General features: G+C 39.2%; 19 protein-coding genes and 2 tRNA genes. 12 read left to right on the top strand and 9 right to left on the bottom strand.

Annotation, left to right across the window (positions count from 1 at the left end; all coding sequences use genetic code 11):
* Positions 1–116 precede the first annotated feature (116 nt).
* Positions 117–836 carry a hypothetical protein gene (locus AKG98_RS20520; RefSeq protein ID WP_067050591.1) on the bottom strand — a complete coding sequence of 240 codons (720 nt, stop codon included), beginning with the start codon at positions 834–836 and terminating at the stop codon, positions 117–119.
* A gap of 512 nt (positions 837–1,348) precedes the next feature.
* Here AKG98_RS20520 and AKG98_RS20525 point away from each other — a divergent pair.
* Together AKG98_RS20525 and AKG98_RS20530 are read left to right on the top strand one after the other, a co-directional pair.
* Positions 1,349–1,696, top strand: coding sequence for a DUF2956 domain-containing protein (locus AKG98_RS20525; protein WP_067050595.1), 348 nt, complete (start codon positions 1,349–1,351; stop codon positions 1,694–1,696).
* Between the two features lie 62 nt (positions 1,697–1,758).
* A complete protein-coding gene (locus tag AKG98_RS20530) occupies positions 1,759–2,748 on the top strand; it encodes a 2-hydroxyacid dehydrogenase (RefSeq protein ID WP_067050598.1) in 990 nt (329 codons plus the stop codon).
* A 203-nt stretch (positions 2,749–2,951) separates the two neighbouring features.
* On the opposite strand, the gene AKG98_RS20535 is transcribed toward AKG98_RS20530, so the two are convergent.
* The gene (locus AKG98_RS20535) at positions 2,952–3,713 is read right to left on the bottom strand and encodes a spermidine synthase (protein WP_067050786.1); all 762 of its coding nucleotides are present in this window, start codon (positions 3,711–3,713) and stop codon (positions 2,952–2,954) included.
* A 279-nt stretch (positions 3,714–3,992) separates the two neighbouring features.
* Between AKG98_RS20535 and AKG98_RS20540 the strand changes: the two genes are divergently transcribed.
* The 5 genes from AKG98_RS20540 to AKG98_RS20560 all read left to right on the top strand — a co-directional run bounded on the left by AKG98_RS20540 (position 3,993) and on the right by AKG98_RS20560 (position 7,855).
* The gene (locus AKG98_RS20540; RefSeq protein WP_067050601.1) at positions 3,993–4,178 is read left to right on the top strand and encodes a hypothetical protein; all 186 of its coding nucleotides are present in this window, start codon (positions 3,993–3,995) and stop codon (positions 4,176–4,178) included.
* Positions 4,179–4,362: 184 nt separating this feature from the next.
* Positions 4,363–5,238: a protease HtpX gene (gene htpX, locus AKG98_RS20545; protein ID WP_067050605.1), complete on the top strand. Its 876-nt coding sequence runs from the start codon at positions 4,363–4,365 to the stop codon at positions 5,236–5,238.
* Between the two features lie 177 nt (positions 5,239–5,415).
* Positions 5,416–5,943, top strand: a complete 528-nt coding sequence (locus tag AKG98_RS20550; protein WP_067050608.1) for a hypothetical protein — start codon at positions 5,416–5,418, stop codon at positions 5,941–5,943.
* 2 nt (positions 5,944–5,945) lie between these two features.
* Positions 5,946–6,164, top strand: coding sequence for a hypothetical protein (locus AKG98_RS20555; RefSeq protein ID WP_067050611.1), 219 nt, complete (start codon positions 5,946–5,948; stop codon positions 6,162–6,164).
* Positions 6,165–6,400: 236 nt separating this feature from the next.
* Positions 6,401–7,855, top strand: a complete 1,455-nt coding sequence (locus AKG98_RS20560) for an SLC13 family permease (RefSeq protein ID WP_198155586.1) — start codon at positions 6,401–6,403, stop codon at positions 7,853–7,855.
* 43 nt (positions 7,856–7,898) lie between these two features.
* On the opposite strand, the gene AKG98_RS20565 is transcribed toward AKG98_RS20560, so the two are convergent.
* Positions 7,899–8,831 (bottom strand): hypothetical protein, encoded by a 933-nt coding sequence (locus AKG98_RS20565; protein WP_067050614.1) that lies wholly within the window; start codon positions 8,829–8,831, stop codon positions 7,899–7,901.
* A 377-nt stretch (positions 8,832–9,208) separates the two neighbouring features.
* Here AKG98_RS20565 and AKG98_RS20570 point away from each other — a divergent pair, with 377 nt between their 5' ends.
* The gene (locus AKG98_RS20570) at positions 9,209–10,237 is read left to right on the top strand and encodes a hypothetical protein (protein ID WP_067050617.1); all 1,029 of its coding nucleotides are present in this window, start codon (positions 9,209–9,211) and stop codon (positions 10,235–10,237) included.
* Positions 10,238–10,407: 170 nt separating this feature from the next.
* On the opposite strand, the gene AKG98_RS20575 is transcribed toward AKG98_RS20570, so the two are convergent.
* From AKG98_RS20575 to hmpA, 3 genes are all read right to left on the bottom strand, one after another.
* Positions 10,408–10,483, bottom strand: a tRNA-Val gene (locus AKG98_RS20575).
* A gap of 6 nt (positions 10,484–10,489) precedes the next feature.
* Positions 10,490–10,565, bottom strand: a tRNA-Val gene (locus AKG98_RS20580).
* 95 nt (positions 10,566–10,660) lie between these two features.
* The gene (gene hmpA, locus AKG98_RS20585) at positions 10,661–11,851 is read right to left on the bottom strand and encodes an NO-inducible flavohemoprotein (protein ID WP_067050620.1); all 1,191 of its coding nucleotides are present in this window, start codon (positions 11,849–11,851) and stop codon (positions 10,661–10,663) included.
* Between the two features lie 341 nt (positions 11,852–12,192).
* Here hmpA and AKG98_RS20590 point away from each other — a divergent pair, with 341 nt between their 5' ends.
* Both AKG98_RS20590 and AKG98_RS20595 read left to right on the top strand, forming a co-directional pair.
* Complete coding sequence (locus tag AKG98_RS20590; RefSeq protein WP_067050623.1) at positions 12,193–12,720, top strand: GNAT family N-acetyltransferase; 528 nt, start codon at positions 12,193–12,195, stop codon at positions 12,718–12,720.
* A 100-nt stretch (positions 12,721–12,820) separates the two neighbouring features.
* A complete protein-coding gene (locus AKG98_RS20595; RefSeq protein WP_067050625.1) occupies positions 12,821–13,321 on the top strand; it encodes a GNAT family N-acetyltransferase in 501 nt (166 codons plus the stop codon).
* A 131-nt stretch (positions 13,322–13,452) separates the two neighbouring features.
* Here AKG98_RS20595 and AKG98_RS20600 read toward each other — a convergent pair whose 3' ends face one another.
* Positions 13,453–14,217: a hypothetical protein gene (locus AKG98_RS20600; protein ID WP_067050628.1), complete on the bottom strand. Its 765-nt coding sequence runs from the start codon at positions 14,215–14,217 to the stop codon at positions 13,453–13,455.
* A gap of 234 nt (positions 14,218–14,451) precedes the next feature.
* Between AKG98_RS20600 and AKG98_RS20605 the strand changes: the two genes are divergently transcribed.
* A complete protein-coding gene (locus AKG98_RS20605) occupies positions 14,452–14,955 on the top strand; it encodes a YgjV family protein (RefSeq protein WP_067050631.1) in 504 nt (167 codons plus the stop codon).
* An 81-nt stretch (positions 14,956–15,036) separates the two neighbouring features.
* Here AKG98_RS20605 and AKG98_RS20610 read toward each other — a convergent pair whose 3' ends face one another.
* Positions 15,037–16,269: an NAD(P)/FAD-dependent oxidoreductase gene (locus AKG98_RS20610; RefSeq protein ID WP_067050634.1), complete on the bottom strand. Its 1,233-nt coding sequence runs from the start codon at positions 16,267–16,269 to the stop codon at positions 15,037–15,039.
* A 284-nt stretch (positions 16,270–16,553) separates the two neighbouring features.
* Between AKG98_RS20610 and norR the strand changes: the two genes are divergently transcribed.
* The gene (gene norR / locus AKG98_RS20615) at positions 16,554–18,173 is read left to right on the top strand and encodes a nitric oxide reductase transcriptional regulator NorR (protein WP_067050637.1); all 1,620 of its coding nucleotides are present in this window, start codon (positions 16,554–16,556) and stop codon (positions 18,171–18,173) included.
* A 116-nt stretch (positions 18,174–18,289) separates the two neighbouring features.
* Here the strand turns inward: norR and AKG98_RS20620 are convergent, their stop codons facing one another.
* Complete coding sequence (locus AKG98_RS20620) at positions 18,290–19,666, bottom strand: MATE family efflux transporter (protein WP_083544033.1); 1,377 nt, start codon at positions 19,664–19,666, stop codon at positions 18,290–18,292.
* Between the last annotated feature and the right edge of the window lie 59 nt (positions 19,667–19,725).

Consider the following 19,725-nt stretch of genomic DNA (forward strand, 5'->3'; position numbering starts at 1 on the left):
GTAGGTAGTACCGACACATTAAATGCTTGTAAGAGGTTTTAGAAGTCTAAAGTGATTTATATCACAATGCTTAAACCGTTGACGACAAGAATCACCTTGCTTTAGCTGGGTGAGCTTCAAAGGCTAGATTTAATCACATTTTTAATGATATCTTTTAACTGCTCATCTTGAGTCAATTCACCATGTGAAGGGATGAGTGTCGTAGGATTATCTTGCTCCAATTGATTTAAAGACCATGTTTTAAAAGCTTGTTTATTATTAAGAATTAGCCATTTAACAACCTGACTTATCTTCAATCCTGGTGCCGCGCCTAATATTTTTTGTAAAGTACGGGCAACAGGTTGATTAGAGAGTCGTTCATAATTTAAGAAGCTGTCACAAGTGATCCAAGTACTCGTATCATCTGAGGTTTGTTTTTTTAACCAAACATCACCAGCACGGTGTCCAGGTGGAAATAAAAGTTGGTAACCTTCTGGTAACGGTGGTTGTTTTTGCTGTAAAGCAACAATATCCTGATTTTCTGAGAATGCTTTTTTCGCAATGAGTTTAGCTTTCGCTAATTCACTGGCATATAGCGTATGATTAGGAAAGGCGGCTTGCCACGCAGATACGCCCATAAAATGCCAAGCATTAGGCATAATAATATGTATTTTTGTATCAGGTTTGCGCCACTCTTCCGGCCAATGCTCTAGCAGAGATGCTCCAGGGCTGACTAGAATAAATTCATTATCATTAACTTGAATAGCCACAGAATTAGAAACAAAGTTAGGCACTATATATTGCCCAACTAAGAGTTCAGGGTGTGAAGCAACTGGCAACCAGGTATTTTTTTTCATATCACAAGTATCAAATTAATTAAAGTTAGCGCCATTGTAGGCTGACTTTTATTTTGTAATCAACAACTAAAAGTAAATAACTTGTTACTGATACGTTTAAAAATACAACATTGTTTATGCCGAAAGAAATCCCTCTATCAGCCTATAAATCTATTCTTCCGTTAGTGAAACGATTGCTCAAAGAAATAGAGTACGATGAAGATAAGGCTTGTAGAATCAACGCAGCCTTAAGTAATACTGGGGTGGTGCATGGTGCATATGGTCGAGTAGATACCTTTTACATGAAATGATTAGAGAAGAGATTAAAAGAGTTGATGAACAAGTTGCCCTTAATAAGTTAACTTGGTTTAACTTAATTATTTTTTTTCAACATATTCCATAGAGTACATGACAGCATTGTTTTCCAGACATAGGTCATAGGAAACTTGGAGTATAATCTTGCCAACTTGCAACTTGCAACATGGACCTGAGTTATTTATCATCAAGATAACTGAATTAAGAGTGAAAAATCCATGACACAGAAAGTATCAACAGAAGTGCAAACTGAATCGACACGCATTGCTAACGGTATTAAAAAACCAGGTCAAAGCAGAGAGCAGACTAAATTGATCGCGGCAGGTATTGAGAAGGGCATTGCTGAATACAAAAAACAGCATAAAGCTAAAGCTCGCCAACTTGATAAGCATAAAAAACAAAAAATAAGATCTAATACAGCGGCAGCAGAACAAGAAAATGAAGTAGAGATTGAAATTGAACAAAAAAAATCAAGTTCAAGTCGATTACCTTGGGCATTGTTAGCGCTAAGCTGGGCTGGATTTGCAGGTTATCTTGTACAAAATGGTGTGCTTAGCATAGGTTAAACATTTCTTACCAGCCACACAAACTAATAGTAACAACACCAAATTAATATGAGGAACCGTTTATGAAAGTCATCATGTTTAGCGCCCGTAGTTATGATATTCAATACTTTGAGCCGCTAATATCAGATCCCATCAGTATTAATTTTTTTGATGCTCAGCTAAATCAACAAACAGCCACATTAGCCAGAGGATATGATGCCGTTTGTGCATTTGTTAATGATGATTTAAGTGCCCCTGTTTTAATTCAACTTAATGAAATGGGTATAAAGTGTATAGCAATGCGCTGTGCTGGCTTTAATAACATTGATTTAGATTGTGCTAAAGCACTTGGGATCACCATCGTTCGTGTCCCTGCTTATTCACCAGAGGCTGTTGCCGAACATGCCATCGCGTTATTAATGACACTCAATCGTCGTATTCACAAAGCGTATCAGCGTACCCGTGACGCTAACTTTTCCTTAGACGGTTTAGTGGGATTCAATTTACACGGTAAAACGGTCGGCATTATAGGCACGGGTAAAATTGGTGTTGCTATCATGGCTATTTTTAAAGGTTTTGGTTGTAAAATTTTAGCGTCTGATCCTTATCCTTCTGAGCATGCAATTGCATTAGGTGCTGAATATGTCAACCTAGATACTCTGTTTACTCACTGTGATGTGATTAGTTTGCATTGTCCATTAACCTCTGAAAATAAATATTTATTGAATGAAAAGACGTTTGCGTTAATGAAAGATGGTGTGACGATTATTAATACCAGTCGTGGTGGTTTGCTAAATGCGAATGATGCAATTGAAGCTTTAAAATCAGGTCGAATTGGTGGGCTAGGTTTAGATGTTTATGAAGAAGAAGAACATTTATTCTTCAGTGATCATTCCAGTGAAATCATTACTGATGATACTTTTCGTCGATTATCTGCTTGTCATAATGTAATTTTTACTGGTCATCAAGCTTTTTTGACCAAAGAAGCATTAATCAGTATTGCCCAAACTACTCTCAATAATTTAAATGATATTGGAGCAGGGAATATTTGCGCTAATCAGGTGCTTACGTAGTCTAGAGTGAGAGCTTAACGAGCTACTGTTAGACTCTATACTAGATATTCTAGGGGGTAAAATTGTCATCCCCTCACGACATCTGCTATTAACGCTTAGCACAGTAAGTTAAGCTGGGCTGGTTTTACAGGTTATCTTGTACAAAATGGTGTCATTCAACGACACCATTTTTATACATAGTGGGTGTTGTTAGCTTGCTACCCTTATAAATTTTGCGTATCCAAAAGTAATTCAGCATAGCGTTCCATCGGAATGTTCATTTCTTCTTGCAGCCATTTACCTTTAGTCAGTAGTTCTGTTCTTTTTATTGAAGGGATGTTGTTTTTGAATGCGAGTACGATCGTGTTTCCACTTTCGACTTCGAAGCTGAGTAGTCGGCCTTCAAATTCGAGTGCGAGTAATTCATCTAACTCTTGACGTGATTTAAGAGTCGTATGCCAAATATTTAGTACAAGGACACCTTGTTCGTTGAGTGCATTTTTACAATCAGATAAGTAAGATGACTGTATTTGCTTTGGGTCCATGCCTGCTGAGGTGTATAGATCTGAAAAGATAATGTCGCTTTTCATGTTGGTATTTTTCATGTGGTTCACCGCATCGTCTATATGAATGAAGAGGCGGTCAGTGTCGGGCAAGCTAAAATATTTTTTTGCGGTCTTTGCCACTGCGTCACGGTATTCAACCACGTGTACGTTTAACTCGGAGAAACTACTGAGTAGGTTCTTTGCCATTGAGCCTGCACCGAGTCCCATAATTGAGACTGTTTTTAGTATAGGGATAAACAATAAACCCGTCATCATAGCCTGCGTGTAGCCGAGTGCTAATCCATTAATATTATTCAATTTCATGTAACTTTGATAGATCTTCCCATCAAAGCTGAGGATCCGGCTAGTCCTTGTTTCGTAAACATAGATAGGACCGTGTTCATCTATAGTGTGTGAAATACAGGTACCATTAATATTCATCGTATTTTTAACTTCTAACATACAGCCATGTGATCCTTAAAGTCTAAGCTTAGTTCCGTGATGAGTTCATCGTATTTAGCGAGTGTATAGTGGGGGGTGTTAAGTACCCTTGATGATAAATGACGCGTGCCCGTGTTGCAAGTTAACGAAATAAAATGGTCACAAAGGATTAAATGAATTGTAAGTTGATCTGTATCAATGATTGGTATCAGTCTATGCGTTTATAGTTAATGTGAACAGTATGTAAAGTGATTAACACATGAGTAAAAGGCGGTAAAGATGGAATTATTACACAACCCTAAATGTTACACGGACGTGTGTATTGATGGTACTTGGTACCATTACGATCACTGTGGTTCGAAAGTTTACTCTCTAAGTGGTGGCGCATCTCCCGAGTTAGACCTTGCTCGTGAACCTGTGACAGAAACAGAGCTTATTGACCTTATTCACATAGCTGTTAATTAACCTTTTTTATTTTGTAGTACATACAGTGTCATCACTCAGCGACATTCGTATTTTGGACCTTTAGATGTATTGAGCATTTAAAGGTCATTTTTTGTTCTTTACTCCTCTTTACAGTTTCATCTCTTTTCGTTTCGGATATTTTGTCATATTATGTCACTCTATTTTTATTGGAGAAAACACATATATGAAACGCGTTATGCTATTCCTTGCAACCAACCTGGCCGTAATGGTGGTTTTTAGTATTGTATTAAACATTATCTATGCAACTACTGGTATTCAATCAGGTAGCCTTTCTGGGTTGTTGGTGATGGCGGTATTGTTTGGTTTCGGCGGATCATTAATCTCATTAATGATGTCGAAGAAAATGGCGCTACGTTCAATTGGCGGCGAGATCATCACAGAGCCTCGTAACTCGAATGAACATTGGTTATTAGAAACGGTTACGCGACAAGCAAAACAAGCGGGTATTGGCATGCCTGATGTTGCAATTTATGATGCTGCCGAGATGAATGCATTTGCAACAGGCGCTAAACGTGATGCCGCATTAATTGCAGTATCAACGGGTCTATTAGCACAAATGACACGCGATGAAGCAGAAGCGGTTGTTGCTCACGAAATTAACCATGTTGCTAACGGTGACATGATCACAATGGCCTTGATGCAAGGTGTTGTGAATACGTTTGTTATCTTCTTATCACGTATGATTGCGAATGCAGTAAGTGGTTTCACATCGAATGATGAAGAAGGCGAGGGTGAAGGCGGTAGTTTTATGACTTACTTCATCGTATCAATGGCGTTAGAAATGCTATTTGGTTTCTTAGCAAGCTTCCTAACAATGTGGTTCAGCCGTCAACGTGAGTTTAAAGCAGACTCTGGCGCAGCGGAGCTAGTTGGTAAAGAGAAGATGATTGCTGCACTAGAACGTCTTAAAACAAGTCAAGAAACACAACTTGAAGGTTCGATGATGGCGTTTGGTATTACTGGTAAGAAGACGATGATGGAATTATTAATGAGCCATCCACCACTTCAAAACCGTATTAACGCATTACGTAACCTTTAATTTACGGATGTTATAAATAATAATTTCTGATGATTAAGTTAGCCCCATTGGTAGTCTTACTAAAAATAAGATTATACCTTTGGGGCTTTTTTGTTATTATTTCATACATTACTCATACATTTGAAACTATTGTAGGTGATATAGTCGTTTTAACTTATTTAAATGAGTATATTTTCTATGGATAAATCATTCCTTGTTACACATAATGATAGAACAAAGCGAGTCTGGAATTTAATCCTACAATCATCAGCTGATAAATCAGCTATTTCTAATACACTGTTTACTCCTAATCTTGGTATAAATAGAGCTGCTACGGATCTTGCATCGAAATTACATCAACATATGCAACCTGGGAATAGACCTTGTTATTTAATGATCTCGATATACGATCCAATAGACGAAGAGCAGTCTAAAAATTTAAATGATAGAAGAGCAAAGTCGGCTAGCTCAGTAGCAAACACTTTGGGTACAATAGTTACAGGTGGTTTAACTCCTGTAGCTGGACCTTGGGTGGGCATACCAGCTGGCGGTTTGACTCGATTTGCGATCTTAGACCTTATGTTGTCTATAAAACGAAATTGGAATAGCGGTGATATATTGATTACGGTAGACGGAAAAGTAAACGGTGGAATTGGACAGCCACATTCAAGTCAGTATATAGTGATATCTCGTAACAGTTATGATAAAAACAAATTGGATCGATAGCTATGGACATGTTAATTTCTATCTGTATTGCAGGTGCTCTCTATTTTATTCTCACCCGATTTTTTTCTAAAGGTATTACACTATATTCAATTTGTACAGTTTTAATCGCAATGAGTTTATACCTAACAAATACTGTGAATGAACTTTCAGATTGGGCTTATTTTGGAGTAATTATCGGTGCTGTTGCAAGTATTATGAAGTCTGATAAAAATATTAATTAATAAGACTATATCAGTGTTGATTAAGTTAGCCCCATTGGTAGTCTTACTAAAAATAAGATTATACCTTTGGGGCTTTTTTGTTTTCTGTAAAAGTGCCAACCAAAAGTATCTCTTTATGGTTAACTAAATGTTTTTATACTTTTAAAACGTGATAGACAAACGAATAATAAATATCAAAAAAGTGTATTTTATATGTTATGAATTAGTGGCTTATGAGGTTAAAGCTAATGACGAACATGACTGTAGATAAAGTACCTGTGGTTGATGATAACCATTTGTTGATGATTAGATTAGTTAAACTATTAATTGCGTTTGGCATTCCGCTGTTTTTACTCTCTGTCCCCACATCACAATTACCCTTTGATAACCTTAGTATTATTCAACATCGATTGTTAGCCATTTTTGTCCTTGCTGCCTTGTTGTGGATCCTCGAACCTGTGCCTGTCTTTGCCACATCTATTTTAATTATAACGCTTGAGTTAGTGATGCTCTCAGATCAAGGGCTTTACAGTTTTCGTTTTTTTAATGATGGGGTCGATCCTGCCGTTAATATCGAAGGGCTGATGCATTATAACGATATTTTCGCTGCCTTTTCGTCACCGATTATCGTGTTGTTTTTAGGCGGTTTCTCACTTGCTATTGCAGCAAATAAATATGCTTTGGATACAAATCTAGCTAACGTATTATTAAAACCGTTTGGCACTAAACCCGCCATGATTATGCTTGGCTTGATGATGATCACTGCGTTGTTCTCTATGTTTATGTCAAACACGGCAACGACGGTAATGATGCTATCTTTGTTAGGGCCAATCCTCATGTCTGTGCCGAAAGAAGAAAAGGGCGTTAAAGCATTAGTACTAAGTGTGCCTATTTCCGCTAACCTTGGTGGTATTGCGACACCGATTGGTACGCCGCCCAATGCGATTGCCTTGCAGTATTTAGACAGCCTTTATAATGTCAGTTTTCTTGATTGGATGATGATTGGTTTGCCCTTTGTTATCGTGTTACTGGCTTTTGCATGGTGGTTATTACAAAAGCTGTTCCCTTTTAGCGGCGATAGCTTACATTTACAGCTTGGCGGTGACTTTCAACGTAGTTGGCAAGCCATCGTGGTTTATATCACCTTTGTGTTAACGATTATCTTGTGGATGACTACGGGTCTACATGGCATGAATACCTATGTTGTTGCGATTGTACCATTGGCAATATTTACGTTAACGGGCATCATAGGCAAAGAAGAACTTAAATTGATTAACTGGGATGTGTTATGGCTGGTTGCTGGTGGTATTGCGATTGGTATTGCACTAGATAAGACAGGGTTAGCGGGAGTGATGGCAAATGCGATTGATTACTCCGTGTTACCAGCCTTGTTGGTTATCTTGGTCATGTCTTTTGTGTGTTGGTTGATGGCAAACTTTATCTCAAATACCGCAACGGCGAATTTGTTAATGCCAATCGCAGCAGCGGTCGCGACATCGATGGATGACTTATCATTATTGGTGATGTTGGTTGTGGTGGCTTGTTCTGCGTCGCTAGGAATGATACTACCTGTTTCAACGCCTCCTAATTCGTTGGCGTATGCAACAGGGTTAGTTGCCAGCAAGGACATGGCAAGAGTGGGACTTATCATGGGGCTTGCTGGTTTAGGACTCGTTTATACGGCTATTCTATTTTTTGTTACTATCAGTTAGGTTTAGCGATAATCAGTTAAATTGAGTGAGCAAATAGCTAAATTTAATCTGTAGCAGTTTCGCCTACTGATTGTTGGTGTACGATATTGACGATGTTACGCTGATTATCTAGCTCGTATACCCAATCACATTGGTTGGGTAGTGTGGCTAAACACTGCTCGGTAATGCGTTGGAAATAAGCGGTGAAGTTACGCACCTCTGCATCTGTCATGAATGTTTCTTTTTGTTTATGGTCAGTATTTTCTTTAAGTGTTTGACGTTTGTTTTCCTGCTCTAATCGCCATGCTTGTACACTGTCAAAGCTGGGTGCTTTAAGCATTATCCAATGATCAATACGTTGATATAATCCCTGGTAGTTTTGCTTTAATTGTTGATTAACATAACTGCGCCAAATCCCGTACTTGTCTTTTATTGCTTCTAATTTGTTGATCGGATAAATGAGATCTTTCATTAACTGGGGTTGCACACCCAAACACCAACCTTCCAATATAATCACATCAATAGGGCGATCAATAATTGGCCATTGTGATTGTGGGTAAGGGTTATCAGCAAACTTGTTAAATCTCGGTAATTTTACCGGTTCGCTTTCGGTTGCGCCCGCACACAGCTTATCTAATGTCGCATTAGCAAGATTCATGTCGTGGGTGCCGGGAACACCGCGGGTACGCAGTAAAGGATGAACTTGGTTGGCCAGTTCGTTGCGTTGATGCCGACTGTAATAAAAGTCATCAAGTGATAATACCGCGACGTTTAAGTCAAACTCTGTGCTTAGGCGAGTGCCTAGATAATCAGCAAGCGTCGATTTACCTGAACCTTGGCAGCCATTGATACCAACTAGAAATGTTTTTTTTGCTTTTTTTTGGTGCGCTACGATACTCAATAGTGCACTCGAAAAATTTTCTGAGGCATGGGTTAAATAGTCTGCATCCAACTGATGGCGCTGAATGAATTGGTCTAATACTGGCATTGTCTTCATAGATCACCACTTTCTTTGAATTCACTGAATGTATATCATCAATAATAACTACAACATTTAAACAGTTTTTAATAAATATTTAAATAACTAATTATTCACATTCAACAACTATGCCAGTTTTAGTACGAGTTATTTCTTGTTAATTGAGCTGGATCTAATAATTCGATGAGCTCTTGACGCGTTAGGGCTGTGTGTTCTTCGGCTACTGCCGAGTTATAAAACCAAGATATATCATTAAATAGTATAGCGAATAGCGGGTAAGATGAAGTAGGTCGATTAAGTGTTAGGAATAAGGTAAGCTGAAGCCTGTTAAATATTTGAAGTTGATTATGTTAAGTTAAACATGTGCATAATCTAATATTGAGTAGGATAAAATAATGTCATCTTTGGAAACGAATCGTTTACTACAAGATAAAACACTAAACGACGATTCACATGCTTGCGCTGTTAAACAGCTAAGTAACTTGGGTATCTCGGGCTTGATGACACTTGAAGCGATAGAATTTCAGACCCTTGAGCTTGATGCTGTTCTCGTTAGCTGTCAGCAATTGCAAGATAGCTATTCACCGTTAATCACAAATTTACAATCAAGGTTACATACTTGTTTTCAAGGTTCTGCAATCAGTAGCGAACAGCTTGCTGCATTGGTGAAGCTTATCGAAAGTGCGCCACAAGCACTGTGGTCGTTAAGGGATGATAGTTTTAATTGTTATGAAATGGATTTTCGTTTGACTGAATTACAACAGCTGTTAGCCATTTTAAAACCGTTAAACAAGAAACTCGCGCCGTTTGTGAATACCAATGCGCTAGGTTCGGTAAGCACGCTGAGATCGATTCAATGCTGTTTGGATAATGCAGGGATGTTTTGTTGGTTCTCTTCTAAATGGCGTGTTGCTAAGCAACAAGCATTAATCCTCGCAACCAATGAACAGCTCAAGCTTGATGACATACAGTTGTTATTTCCAGCTATGATCAAATACGTTGATACTCAAGTCCGCTTTAATGAGTTGTTTGCTCAAGCACCGAACTTATCTAGTTTTCATCAAGGGGTGCATACTGATGTCGCGCCACTGTTAGCGGTACGTGAATGGTATAAAGATGCTGAGTTTGCAATGGCGGAACATTTTGTAGGGGAAGCAGGGATCTTAGCAGGTTTGTCTGTTATTGATAAACAAAAAGCAGATCAGCTAGTTGAACATTATCACGCAAGTTCAGTCTTGGTGATTAACAGCATAGATAAGCAAATGAGTAAGTTAAGATTAAGCTACCCTGGTTATCAAGCACTGCAACACGTTGATGCAGACTATGTTACTGCGGTCACAGAGTTAAAAGCGATTATTGTAAATCAGCTAAGCGCTTTGAACGATGCGGGTGTTGATAGTCGTACTTGCCTATCTGAGCTTTGAAAACGCAGGATTTAAACGCTTAATACCAAGCGTTTAAATCAGTATTGCTAAAACCTGTGGTGCTAATGCCTTCAAGCTTAATGTTAACTATTCTCGATGCACTTCAAATATAACAAATGCTGAATTTTAGATATAAAAAAGCCTCGCTCATTGAGCAAGGCTTCATTATTTGGTGCGTCCTACAAGATTCGAACTTGTGACATCTAGCATGTCGAGCTAGCGCTCTACCAACTGAGCTAAGGACGCGGAATGTGGTGCTCGCTACAAGATTTGAACTTGTGACATCTAGCATGTCGAGCTAGCGCTCTACCAACTGAGCTAAGCGAGCATAATTTGGTACGTCGTTAAGACGAGACAAATATTAGCCCGCATCCAAATTATCGGCAAGTCTTTTTTAAATAATATCAGTCCTTTGCTTTAAAACTAAGCAGTTGGGTCGATATTTAGATCGTCTGACGGACCAAAGAATTCAAAATGCACATTTTCAGCTGGGATCCCTAATTTTGGTGCGAAGCCATTCATTGCTTGCATGAAAGGTTTTGGACCTAAGAAATAGAATTCTACATCACGATCATCACCGATTTTTTCTTCAAGCATGGCTAAGTTGATGAAACCTGTAGCATCTGGTTTGCATTCTGACGTTGCATCACTGTAAACGAAGTAGGGTTTGATGTTTTCGTTTTCAGCTGCAAGGTTTGTTACATGGTCACGGAATGCATGTACCTTGGTGTTCATTGCTGCATGAATAAAGTGAATAGGGCGGTCTGAGCCTTTTAAACTATTTAGCATGCTTATTGCTGGTGTAATACCAACGCCACCCGTTACCAGTACAACTGGTTTATTGTTGTCTTTTAGGATGAAGTCGCCCGCAGGTGCTAATACGCGCAGTGTGTCACCCGCTTGAATACGATCGTGTAGGTAGTTCGATACGGCGCCACCTTCTTCACGTTTAACACTGATACGTAAGTACTCTGAATTTGGTGAATCAGATAAACTGTATTGACGACGTGTTTCTTCACCATCAATGTTTAATATTAAGCCCAAAAATTGACCCGGTATGAATGATGTAACAGGTTTGCCATCAGTCGGAGTCAGATAGAACGATGTGATGTTCTCGCTTTCTGCTACTTTCGTCGAGACTGCGAATTCACGTTCACCACGCCAGCCGCCTTCTTTTTCTGCATTAGCTGTATAAGCCGCTTCTTCTGCTGCGATTAACAGATCCGCTAGTTGCCAGTATGCAAGTCCCCAAGCTTCAATCACAGCGTCTGTTGCTGCGTCACCCAGTACGGCTTTGATTGATTTTAACAAACACTCGCCAACAATCGCGTATTGCTCTGGTTGGATATTAAGTGACACGTGCTTATTAACAATGCGGTTTACTGCTGCTTCTAATACAGATAAATTTTCGATGTTACCTGCATATGCAACAAGGGCATTCGCTAGTGCTTTAGGTTGGGCATTACCCGCTTGGTTGCTTTGGTTGAAGAAACGTTTTACTTCTGGGTATTCTCTAAACATCAAAGGATAAAAATGCGCTGTAATATCATTGGCATGAACAGAAACAGCTGGGACAGTCGCTTTGATAATATCAATAGTGTGTTGCGTTAACATAATAGCTACCTTGTATAGGTTAGTGAAATTTATTGATCTGCATCAATGTTTATATTTGTTCTATTGCAGTAGCCGTGCCAAGTTTATAAGATATTGTTTTTATTGTGTTTGGTGTTTTTTATATTAAGGTTGTTGTTTTTATGACAACCAATACTGGTTGTCATAAAAACAACGTAGGTGTCTAAAGGACAACTTTGTATGTATGTGAGTTAAATGGAATGGCGGCGAAATGTTCACAGCCGTTTACCTTGTTTCTTGAAATTGGTAAGGTGTTGTTCATAAAGGAGTTAAGATCATACCCATACTGGTTGTTGAGTTGATATATTTACAAGGACGCTCAGATGAAATTGAATGTTACAGAAAACATCGAATTACTTTCTCTAGAGGAAGGTGATGCCTTAACTATATTAAATTTAGTTGAATCCAGTCGACCCCAATTAGAGATGTATCTCTATTGGGTTGATGGCGTCCGAGATGAGGTATCCGCTCATAAATATATAGTAGAGCGTTTACATAGTGGCTTGCTAGGTTCACGATGGTTCAAAATAAAATTCAACACGCAAGTTTGTGGTGTCTTTGGTATCAAGTCTATTTCAACTGAGAGTGGTGTTGCTGAGGTCGGTTATTGGTTATCACATGCTGTTCATGGCAATGGCATTATCGTTAACATTATTGCTCAGTTATCCTCTTTTTTGTTAGAGAGGACAGATGCAAAAATAATGGAATTTAGATGTCTGGAAAATAACATTTCGAGTATTCGAGTGGCAAAAAAGTCGGGTGCAGAGTTAGTGGGTTCAATACCTAACTATATGAATGCAGGTAATGAAAATCAGGACCTACATATATACCAGCTGCAATTGCAAGCCTAATATATAACAATAGGTATCACGCACCGACAATTTAAGCGCTAATCACATCTGTAATGGTTGACTTGCTTTGGCCGGATACCTCATACGCAGAAGGAACAAAATGAAATTGATAATTAGAGACGTTCAAAAAGCAGATTCACAAGGAATCATCGACATATTGAACCCTATTGTTGAGGCTGGTCTTTATACTATTCTTGACACAACCTTTTCTTTAGAAGAGGAAGAGCAATTTATCCAAGATTTCCCTGAAAGAGGGGTTTTTAATGTTGCAGTCAACTTAGAAGAATCAAACGTTGTAGGTTTTCAAAACGTAGAACCGTTTGCAACGTATACCCATGCCTTTGATCATGTTGGTATCATCGGCACATATGTTGATAGTAGCTATAGAAGACAGGGTATTGCATCTAGCTTATTTAACGCCACGTTTGAACGAGCAAGATCCAAAGGTTATGAGAAACTGTTTGCTTATGTTCGGGATGATAACCAAGATGCATTGGCAACGTATCTAAAACAGGGATTCGAAATAATAGGCATAGCTAAAAAGCACGCTAAAATCCGCGGTAAATATATCGATGAAGTGCTGATAGAAAAGCTACTGTAAGACATATTTACAAGATATAGTCGAAGTTTCATTTTATATATGTAAGTACTAAGTCTTCCTCAGTCGTAGAGGAAGGCTTAGTACTTAACTCTCTAAGAGCTGTATAGCAAAAATTAAGCTGGCTATACTACTTAGACTGTTTCCACTTCCAATGCAGATGAACGCGATCTCATCCCTCTCTCAACGTCTACAACTTGAGACGTAGGCATGATTGGCGCCCCTAAAGCACTTAGCACTTTATCATCCATTGCAGCAAGAATCGCAGGGGCCAATTGACCGTCTTGTCTAACCCATTCTGGCACATGCAAGTCGGGTGATTGCAGTATGTCTTTGTCTTGGAGTAAACCGAATAAAATAGTACCTAAAGCATGCGTATCTTCATTACCACCTGTAAGTATTTGCTCATTTTTAAACTCAGTTAGCCAAAGTGTTAGCGCTTCAATCGTGCCTGGTAAACCGGTAATGTCCATCGCGTTCGCGACATCTTTAGTCCAAAAGTTAAACCAGACGGCTTGTTCTTTTTTACTTACTTTTGACGAGGAATAACGAGATGAAAAACGAATACCTTCACAAACAAATACGGCGATGATCATACGAAATTCGTCTGCAAAATCTTGAGTAGAAATACCAGCGCCAGCATGTGTCTGGTTAATGCGTTGTAGTGCTTTACAATCCGCACCTTTTTCAACAACACTCCAAAGTAGTTTTAGTGTTGAGACAAATCGTTCTTTAGGAAACTCTTCAATATAACCAACTTGTCGATCGGCACGTGCTGTTACTGGTGCCGCAAAAAACCAACCAAATGCCGCAGTCATGGCCCAGAAAAACATTTCAGGTCTTTCCTCCATTAACGTTTCTAATGCTTCGGCTTCGTTTGATTTTGCTAATTCCTTCATTCTTCTCTCTCCATGAATATGACTAAATACGTAGTCTTACAGAACTTTATGACAATTATTGTGATGGAGTCGTTAATTTGATACCCAGTTAGAGTTAAATTAAGCTGTTGATAAAGATGAATAAAAATTAATCGTGTTAGCCGCTATTACGACTAGGAATGGCGAGGTAAACTGTGACTATTAACGTATAAATATACGTTAATAGTCATTTAAACTGCATCCTAGGAAACTACTGTGTCATTATTTTTTATATCTCAAGCCTTAGTGATCATCGCTATTGCTTTTGACCTAATGTCTTTTCAGTTTCGAGAAAGGAAGAGGATTGTTGCTTGTTTATTTTGTGCAACGGTTTTAATTGCTGGTCATTTTGTGTTACTTGAGCATTGGACGGCTGCAAGTTTAATGTTTATTGCGAGTATTCGTTATTTGACGAGTGTTTTTTCGACGTCATCAAAACTGAAGTATTTTTTCTGTACGGCATCATTAATTGCTACCTTGTTTACTTTCTCTGGACTGTTAAGTCTTTTGAGTTGTTTAGCTTCACTTCTTCAGACTGTGGCTGCTTTTAATAAAAACGATAAGCGCTTGAGAGTTATGATGGTCGTAGGAACTGGCGTTTGGTTATTACATAACTGTTTGGTGGGATCTCCGACGGCCGTAATAATGAGTATATTGTTTATGAGCAGCAATTTAATTGGCTATTATCGCTACTATTACAAAAAAGAGGTGGTGGCATAAATATAAAATTTGCGTAAATAGTATCGATAACCCTGTAAATGCAACTTATACAAAAGCATTTACAGGTTTTTCGTAAATAACTTAAGACTTGCAAAGCTCGGCAACTACTTTCAATCGACGTGCTGGTTCTGCGACAAACGGATTGGTTTCATCCCACGCATAACCCGCTAAAATCGAACAGATCATTTGTTTAATCTTCGGATTAGGATTTTCGTGTAAAACCACATCTTGGAATTCACCAGTATACCAGCCTTCAACATAACAACGGAATGCGTTAACCCCGGTCATGAGCGTATCTGAATACTCAGTTTGCCAATTAACGGTTTCATTATTGAACTGTTTTATCAATAAGTTAGTTGCAAGCTCAGCTGATTTCATCGCAATCGTCACACCAGACGAGAATACCGGATCTAAAAACTCACCCGCATTACCAAGCAAAGCATAATTGCGATCAAACAACTTAGTCACGTTCGCAGAATAACCCATGATAGAGCTACAAGGGTTAGGGTAGCTTGCTTGTGCAAGTAACGCGGCAAGGTTGTGTTCTTCACTGACTAATTGCTTTAACGCTTCAAGATGGTCATCTGGATAGTTGGCAAAAAATTCAGGTTCACCCACAACTCCAAACGAACAGGTACCGTTACTAAATGGAATGAGCCAATACCAAACCTTACTGTCGTCTGGATGTATGGACACTAATATTTTATTACGGTCATAGTGAAGCGCAGTAATGTTATCTTCAATATGGGTGAAAATAGCGCGTCTTGGTGGCAGCGTGGATGGTTCTTCCAGTCCGAGTAAACGCGGTAATACACGACCAAAACCACTGGCATCAAGGATGAAATCAGCTTCTATTTCATAGCTATTTTTATTTTTATCTAAGATTGTTAATAACGGTTTGTCTCTATCAACATCAATGTTTTTAACTTCGTGCTCATAGCGAATCGTGACGCCTTGTTGCTCTGCACAATCGGCTAGCAATTTGTCAAAGTGTCCACGCTGTACCTGGAATGTAGTACCTTCACCTGCGGTGTATTTATCGGTGAAATCAAACTCAGTGTATTTGCCAGAAGCATGAAAAGCAGCGCCATTTTTAAACTGGAAACCAGCGGCGTTGACAGCATCAAACATATCGGCTTTTTTAAGTGATTCCATACACGCGGGCAATAAACTCTCGCCAATAGAAAAACGTGGGAATATAGATTTTTCGATAATAGTTGCGTTAATGCCTTGCTTGTTTAGTAGTGCAGCAGCGAGTGAACCTGAAGGACCTGCGCCAATAATGACGACATGTGCTGGTTGTGTTGAAGACACAAAAAATTCCTTATTATGTCGAGTCTTAGCCCGGCAGATTGATTTAGTAAAATATTTTATAGCTGTGATTTTACCACATGTTCGATACTTGGCTAAAAAATATTAGCAACTCAATAAATATAGTTGATATAAATCAAGCTAGGCTGGTGGATTTATAACTCTAAGGTGGTTATTTAACTTCTTGGTTTTTATAAAAATATAATTATAGTATTTTACGTTGTCACTATGACTACTCAATGCTATAACTAATACTTATTGAATGACCGATTTAAGGACTAGTTACAATGGAAAATCTCCGTTTTATCGAGAGCATAGATACGATTATCTATGACCTTTCTCGAGAACTACCTAAGCACCAAAGATATAACCGATTATTGCAGGCATGGCGGGATATTTTTTCATGTGACGCGTGTGTATTACTCAAGCTGGAAGGCGATAATTTGGTGCCTAAATCGGCCAATGGTTTACAAATAGAAGCAATGGGGCGACATTTCCCCATTGTCGAACATCCAAGATTTGAGCAAATTCTAGCTAACTACGAAAATGAAGTGCAAAAAAAAGTACTCCGTTTTGATGCTGCCTGTGATCTGCCCGATCCTTATGATGGCTTGATCCAAACGCCAGACGGGCAACTTAATGTCCACGATTGTATGGGCGCGGTCTTAGTGATTGATAACAAGCCATGGGGCATTGTTACGATGGATGCGCTTAATCCACAACGCTTCGATTTCCTCGACCCACAAATCCTGAATTCCATGATTGGCTTGACCGAAGTTGTGATAAAAACCGCCAACTTAATCTTTGCATTAGACCAAAAAGTGCAACGACAAGAGCAAGTGACTGCCAGTTTAATTAGCGATAAGTTCAGTGAGGAAATGATTGGCTCAAGTTCTGCGATGAACATGCTTAATTTAGAAATAGACTTAGTGGCTGATTCTGACTTGGCAGCATTGATATATGGTGAGTCTGGTTCGGGAAAAGAGCTGGTCGCGCGCCGAATTCATATGGCATCAAAACGTGCCAAGGAAGCATTAATTACAGTGAACTGCGCTGCATTACCCGAAACCATGGTCGAAAGTGAGCTGTTTGGTCATGTCGCAGGTGCGTTTACCGGCGCAACTAAAAACCGTTTGGGTAAATTTGAACTTGCTGATGGTGGCACGTTATTCTTAGATGAAATCGGCGAATTACCTATGTCTATTCAAGCCAAGCTATTAAGGGTAATTCAGTTTGGCGAACTGCAACGCTTGGGCAGTGACAAACAGCATAAAGTAGATGTGCGTTTAATCACCGCGACTAACCGAAATTTAGCTAAAGAGGTAGCGGAAGGGCGCTTTAGAGATGACTTATACCATCGTTTAACTGTGTATCCCTTAAAAGTACCAAGCTTACGCGAACGTGGTAATGATATCTTGTTATTAGCAGGTAATTTCCTTGCTAAAATTCAGCGTAAAGTCGGCATTAATAACTTAACGTTAGCCAAAGATGCTGAGCGTGCATTATTGGCGTATGAATGGCCAGGTAACGTGCGAGAACTAGAGCATCTATTGAGTAGGGCATCATTGCGTGCAGCTGCTCGCAACCGCAAAGATGATCGAGTTGTGATACTAGAAAGCCGTGATTTAGATATACAAACAGCGAATGATAGCAGTAAGTTAACGTCTTCTTTATCGATAAACAGATCGGTTTCAATGGCGATTGATAGCAATCCAGAACAAGACGAAATTGTGATTAACCCGAGCGCCAATGATAATAACTTGAAACAAATAACCGATGACTTTCAGACTCAGTTTATCAAAAAGATGTTAGCTGAAAATAATGGTAATTCGGCGGCAACAGCGCGTGCGATTGGGGTTGATAGAAGTAATTTACATCGCTTGATGAAGCGACTTGATATTCAGTAAATCATGGTGTTCGTTTAATTAAACTTCAGTAAAAGTCGTATAAAAAAGGCGGTAGAGATGTGAATCTCTGCCGCCTTTTTATTCAGCGTATCTTGCTAACTAAATAGTCATAGCGATTAAGCTGTGGCTGCTAACTCAGGTGTATGACCGTGCGTTGTTTTCTTATAAACACTTGCAAGTTTGATTGATAACAATATCGCCGCCATTGTGAGCCCTGAAATAAAGCCAATCCAGAAACCAGCTGCGCCCATTGCTGGCACAATGAGATCTGTTAACGCCAGTGTATAACCAATCGTCATCCCCACAGCCCAATAGGAAAATAGGGTGATGTAAAAGATCACACTTGTTTCTTTATAACCACGTAATGCGCCGGCTGCAATCACTTGTACTGCATCCGAGATTTGATACACGGCTGCAATCAACATTAACCCTGTTGCAATGTTAATGGTGGTCATGTCTTCGGTATAAATTTCCGCAATCTGATTACGCAGTACGATTGTTAAGATCGCTGTAATAACAGATAGACCAACGCCCATCCACATTGCTGTTATACTGGCAAACTTCGCTTGTAGTGGTTTTTTTTCACCGACATATTGTCCAACGATAATTGTCGCTGCAATACCCAGACTAAGCGGTAGCATGAATATCATTGATGAAAAGTTTAACGCAACCTGATGCGCAGCGACCGTGATCGCGCCAAGTGGTGCTAATAGAATGGACACAACAGCAAACAGGGTTACTTCGCAGAACATAGACGCGGCGATAGGGAAACCAACACCAATGATGTGCGACATTTCTTTTTTATCAATACCATAAACTTGATCGAATAATTTGATCTCTTTAAAGTCTTTATGAAAATAGCTATAAGCAATCATCGAGAAACACATCGCCACAAATACTAATACAGACGCAACAGCACAACCAACACCACCCAGTGCAGGCATACCAAAGTGACCATTAATGAAGATGTAGTTTGCTGGTATGTTTACCATGATACCGATCAAGCCAATCACCATGGTTGGTTTGGTAATACCTAACCCTTCATGGTAACTACGGATTACTTGATAACCACATGCAAACGGTAATGCTAATGAAATAACGCGTAAATAATCTGTTGTTAGCTCGGCTAATCTATCTTCAACATGCATGAATTCTAGGATCATCGGGCTGTAATATAGCAGCGCCATCATTGGCAGAAAGATGATTAATACAAACCAGACACCTTGCTGTACGACTTGCGCAATTTCACTTTGTTTTTTAGCGCCATAAAGCTGTGCAACGATCGGTGTGATCGCCATTAAAATGCCAACTAAAAACATTAATACTGGGAACCAAATACTGTTGGCAATCGCGACCGCCGCCATGTCTGTTGCACTTACTGCGCCAGCCATTACGGTATCAACAAAGCCCATGACAGTGAACGCAAGTTGTGCGATCAGAATTGGAACCATTAATCTAAATAAGTTAGAAACCTCAGATCGATATTTCTGCACTGTTACTCCGAATATTTTTTGGGTTGTTATGTTGTGTATTCTAAGAATGGACGTTGCTG

Origin of the sequence: Moritella sp. JT01, assembly GCF_001574435.1 — a bacterium.
GTDB lineage: Bacteria > Pseudomonadota > Gammaproteobacteria > Enterobacterales > Moritellaceae > Moritella.

Coding starts and splice junctions, on each gene's coding strand:
- AKG98_RS20520 (WP_067050591.1), bottom strand. CDS start 836: ATGAAAAAAAATACCTGGTTGCCAGTTGCTTCACACCCTGAACTCTTA.
- AKG98_RS20525 (WP_067050595.1), top strand. CDS start 1,349: ATGACACAGAAAGTATCAACAGAAGTGCAAACTGAATCGACACGCATT.
- AKG98_RS20530 (WP_067050598.1), top strand. CDS start 1,759: ATGAAAGTCATCATGTTTAGCGCCCGTAGTTATGATATTCAATACTTT.
- AKG98_RS20535 (WP_067050786.1), bottom strand. CDS start 3,713: ATGAATATTAATGGTACCTGTATTTCACACACTATAGATGAACACGGT.
- AKG98_RS20540 (WP_067050601.1), top strand. CDS start 3,993: ATGGAATTATTACACAACCCTAAATGTTACACGGACGTGTGTATTGAT.
- htpX (WP_067050605.1), top strand. CDS start 4,363: ATGAAACGCGTTATGCTATTCCTTGCAACCAACCTGGCCGTAATGGTG.
- AKG98_RS20550 (WP_067050608.1), top strand. CDS start 5,416: ATGGATAAATCATTCCTTGTTACACATAATGATAGAACAAAGCGAGTC.
- AKG98_RS20555 (WP_067050611.1), top strand. CDS start 5,946: ATGGACATGTTAATTTCTATCTGTATTGCAGGTGCTCTCTATTTTATT.
- AKG98_RS20560 (WP_198155586.1), top strand. CDS start 6,401: ATGACTGTAGATAAAGTACCTGTGGTTGATGATAACCATTTGTTGATG.
- AKG98_RS20565 (WP_067050614.1), bottom strand. CDS start 8,831: ATGAAGACAATGCCAGTATTAGACCAATTCATTCAGCGCCATCAGTTG.
- AKG98_RS20570 (WP_067050617.1), top strand. CDS start 9,209: ATGTCATCTTTGGAAACGAATCGTTTACTACAAGATAAAACACTAAAC.
- hmpA (WP_067050620.1), bottom strand. CDS start 11,851: ATGTTAACGCAACACACTATTGATATTATCAAAGCGACTGTCCCAGCT.
- AKG98_RS20590 (WP_067050623.1), top strand. CDS start 12,193: ATGAAATTGAATGTTACAGAAAACATCGAATTACTTTCTCTAGAGGAA.
- AKG98_RS20595 (WP_067050625.1), top strand. CDS start 12,821: ATGAAATTGATAATTAGAGACGTTCAAAAAGCAGATTCACAAGGAATC.
- AKG98_RS20600 (WP_067050628.1), bottom strand. CDS start 14,217: ATGAAGGAATTAGCAAAATCAAACGAAGCCGAAGCATTAGAAACGTTA.
- norR (WP_067050637.1), top strand. CDS start 16,554: ATGGAAAATCTCCGTTTTATCGAGAGCATAGATACGATTATCTATGAC.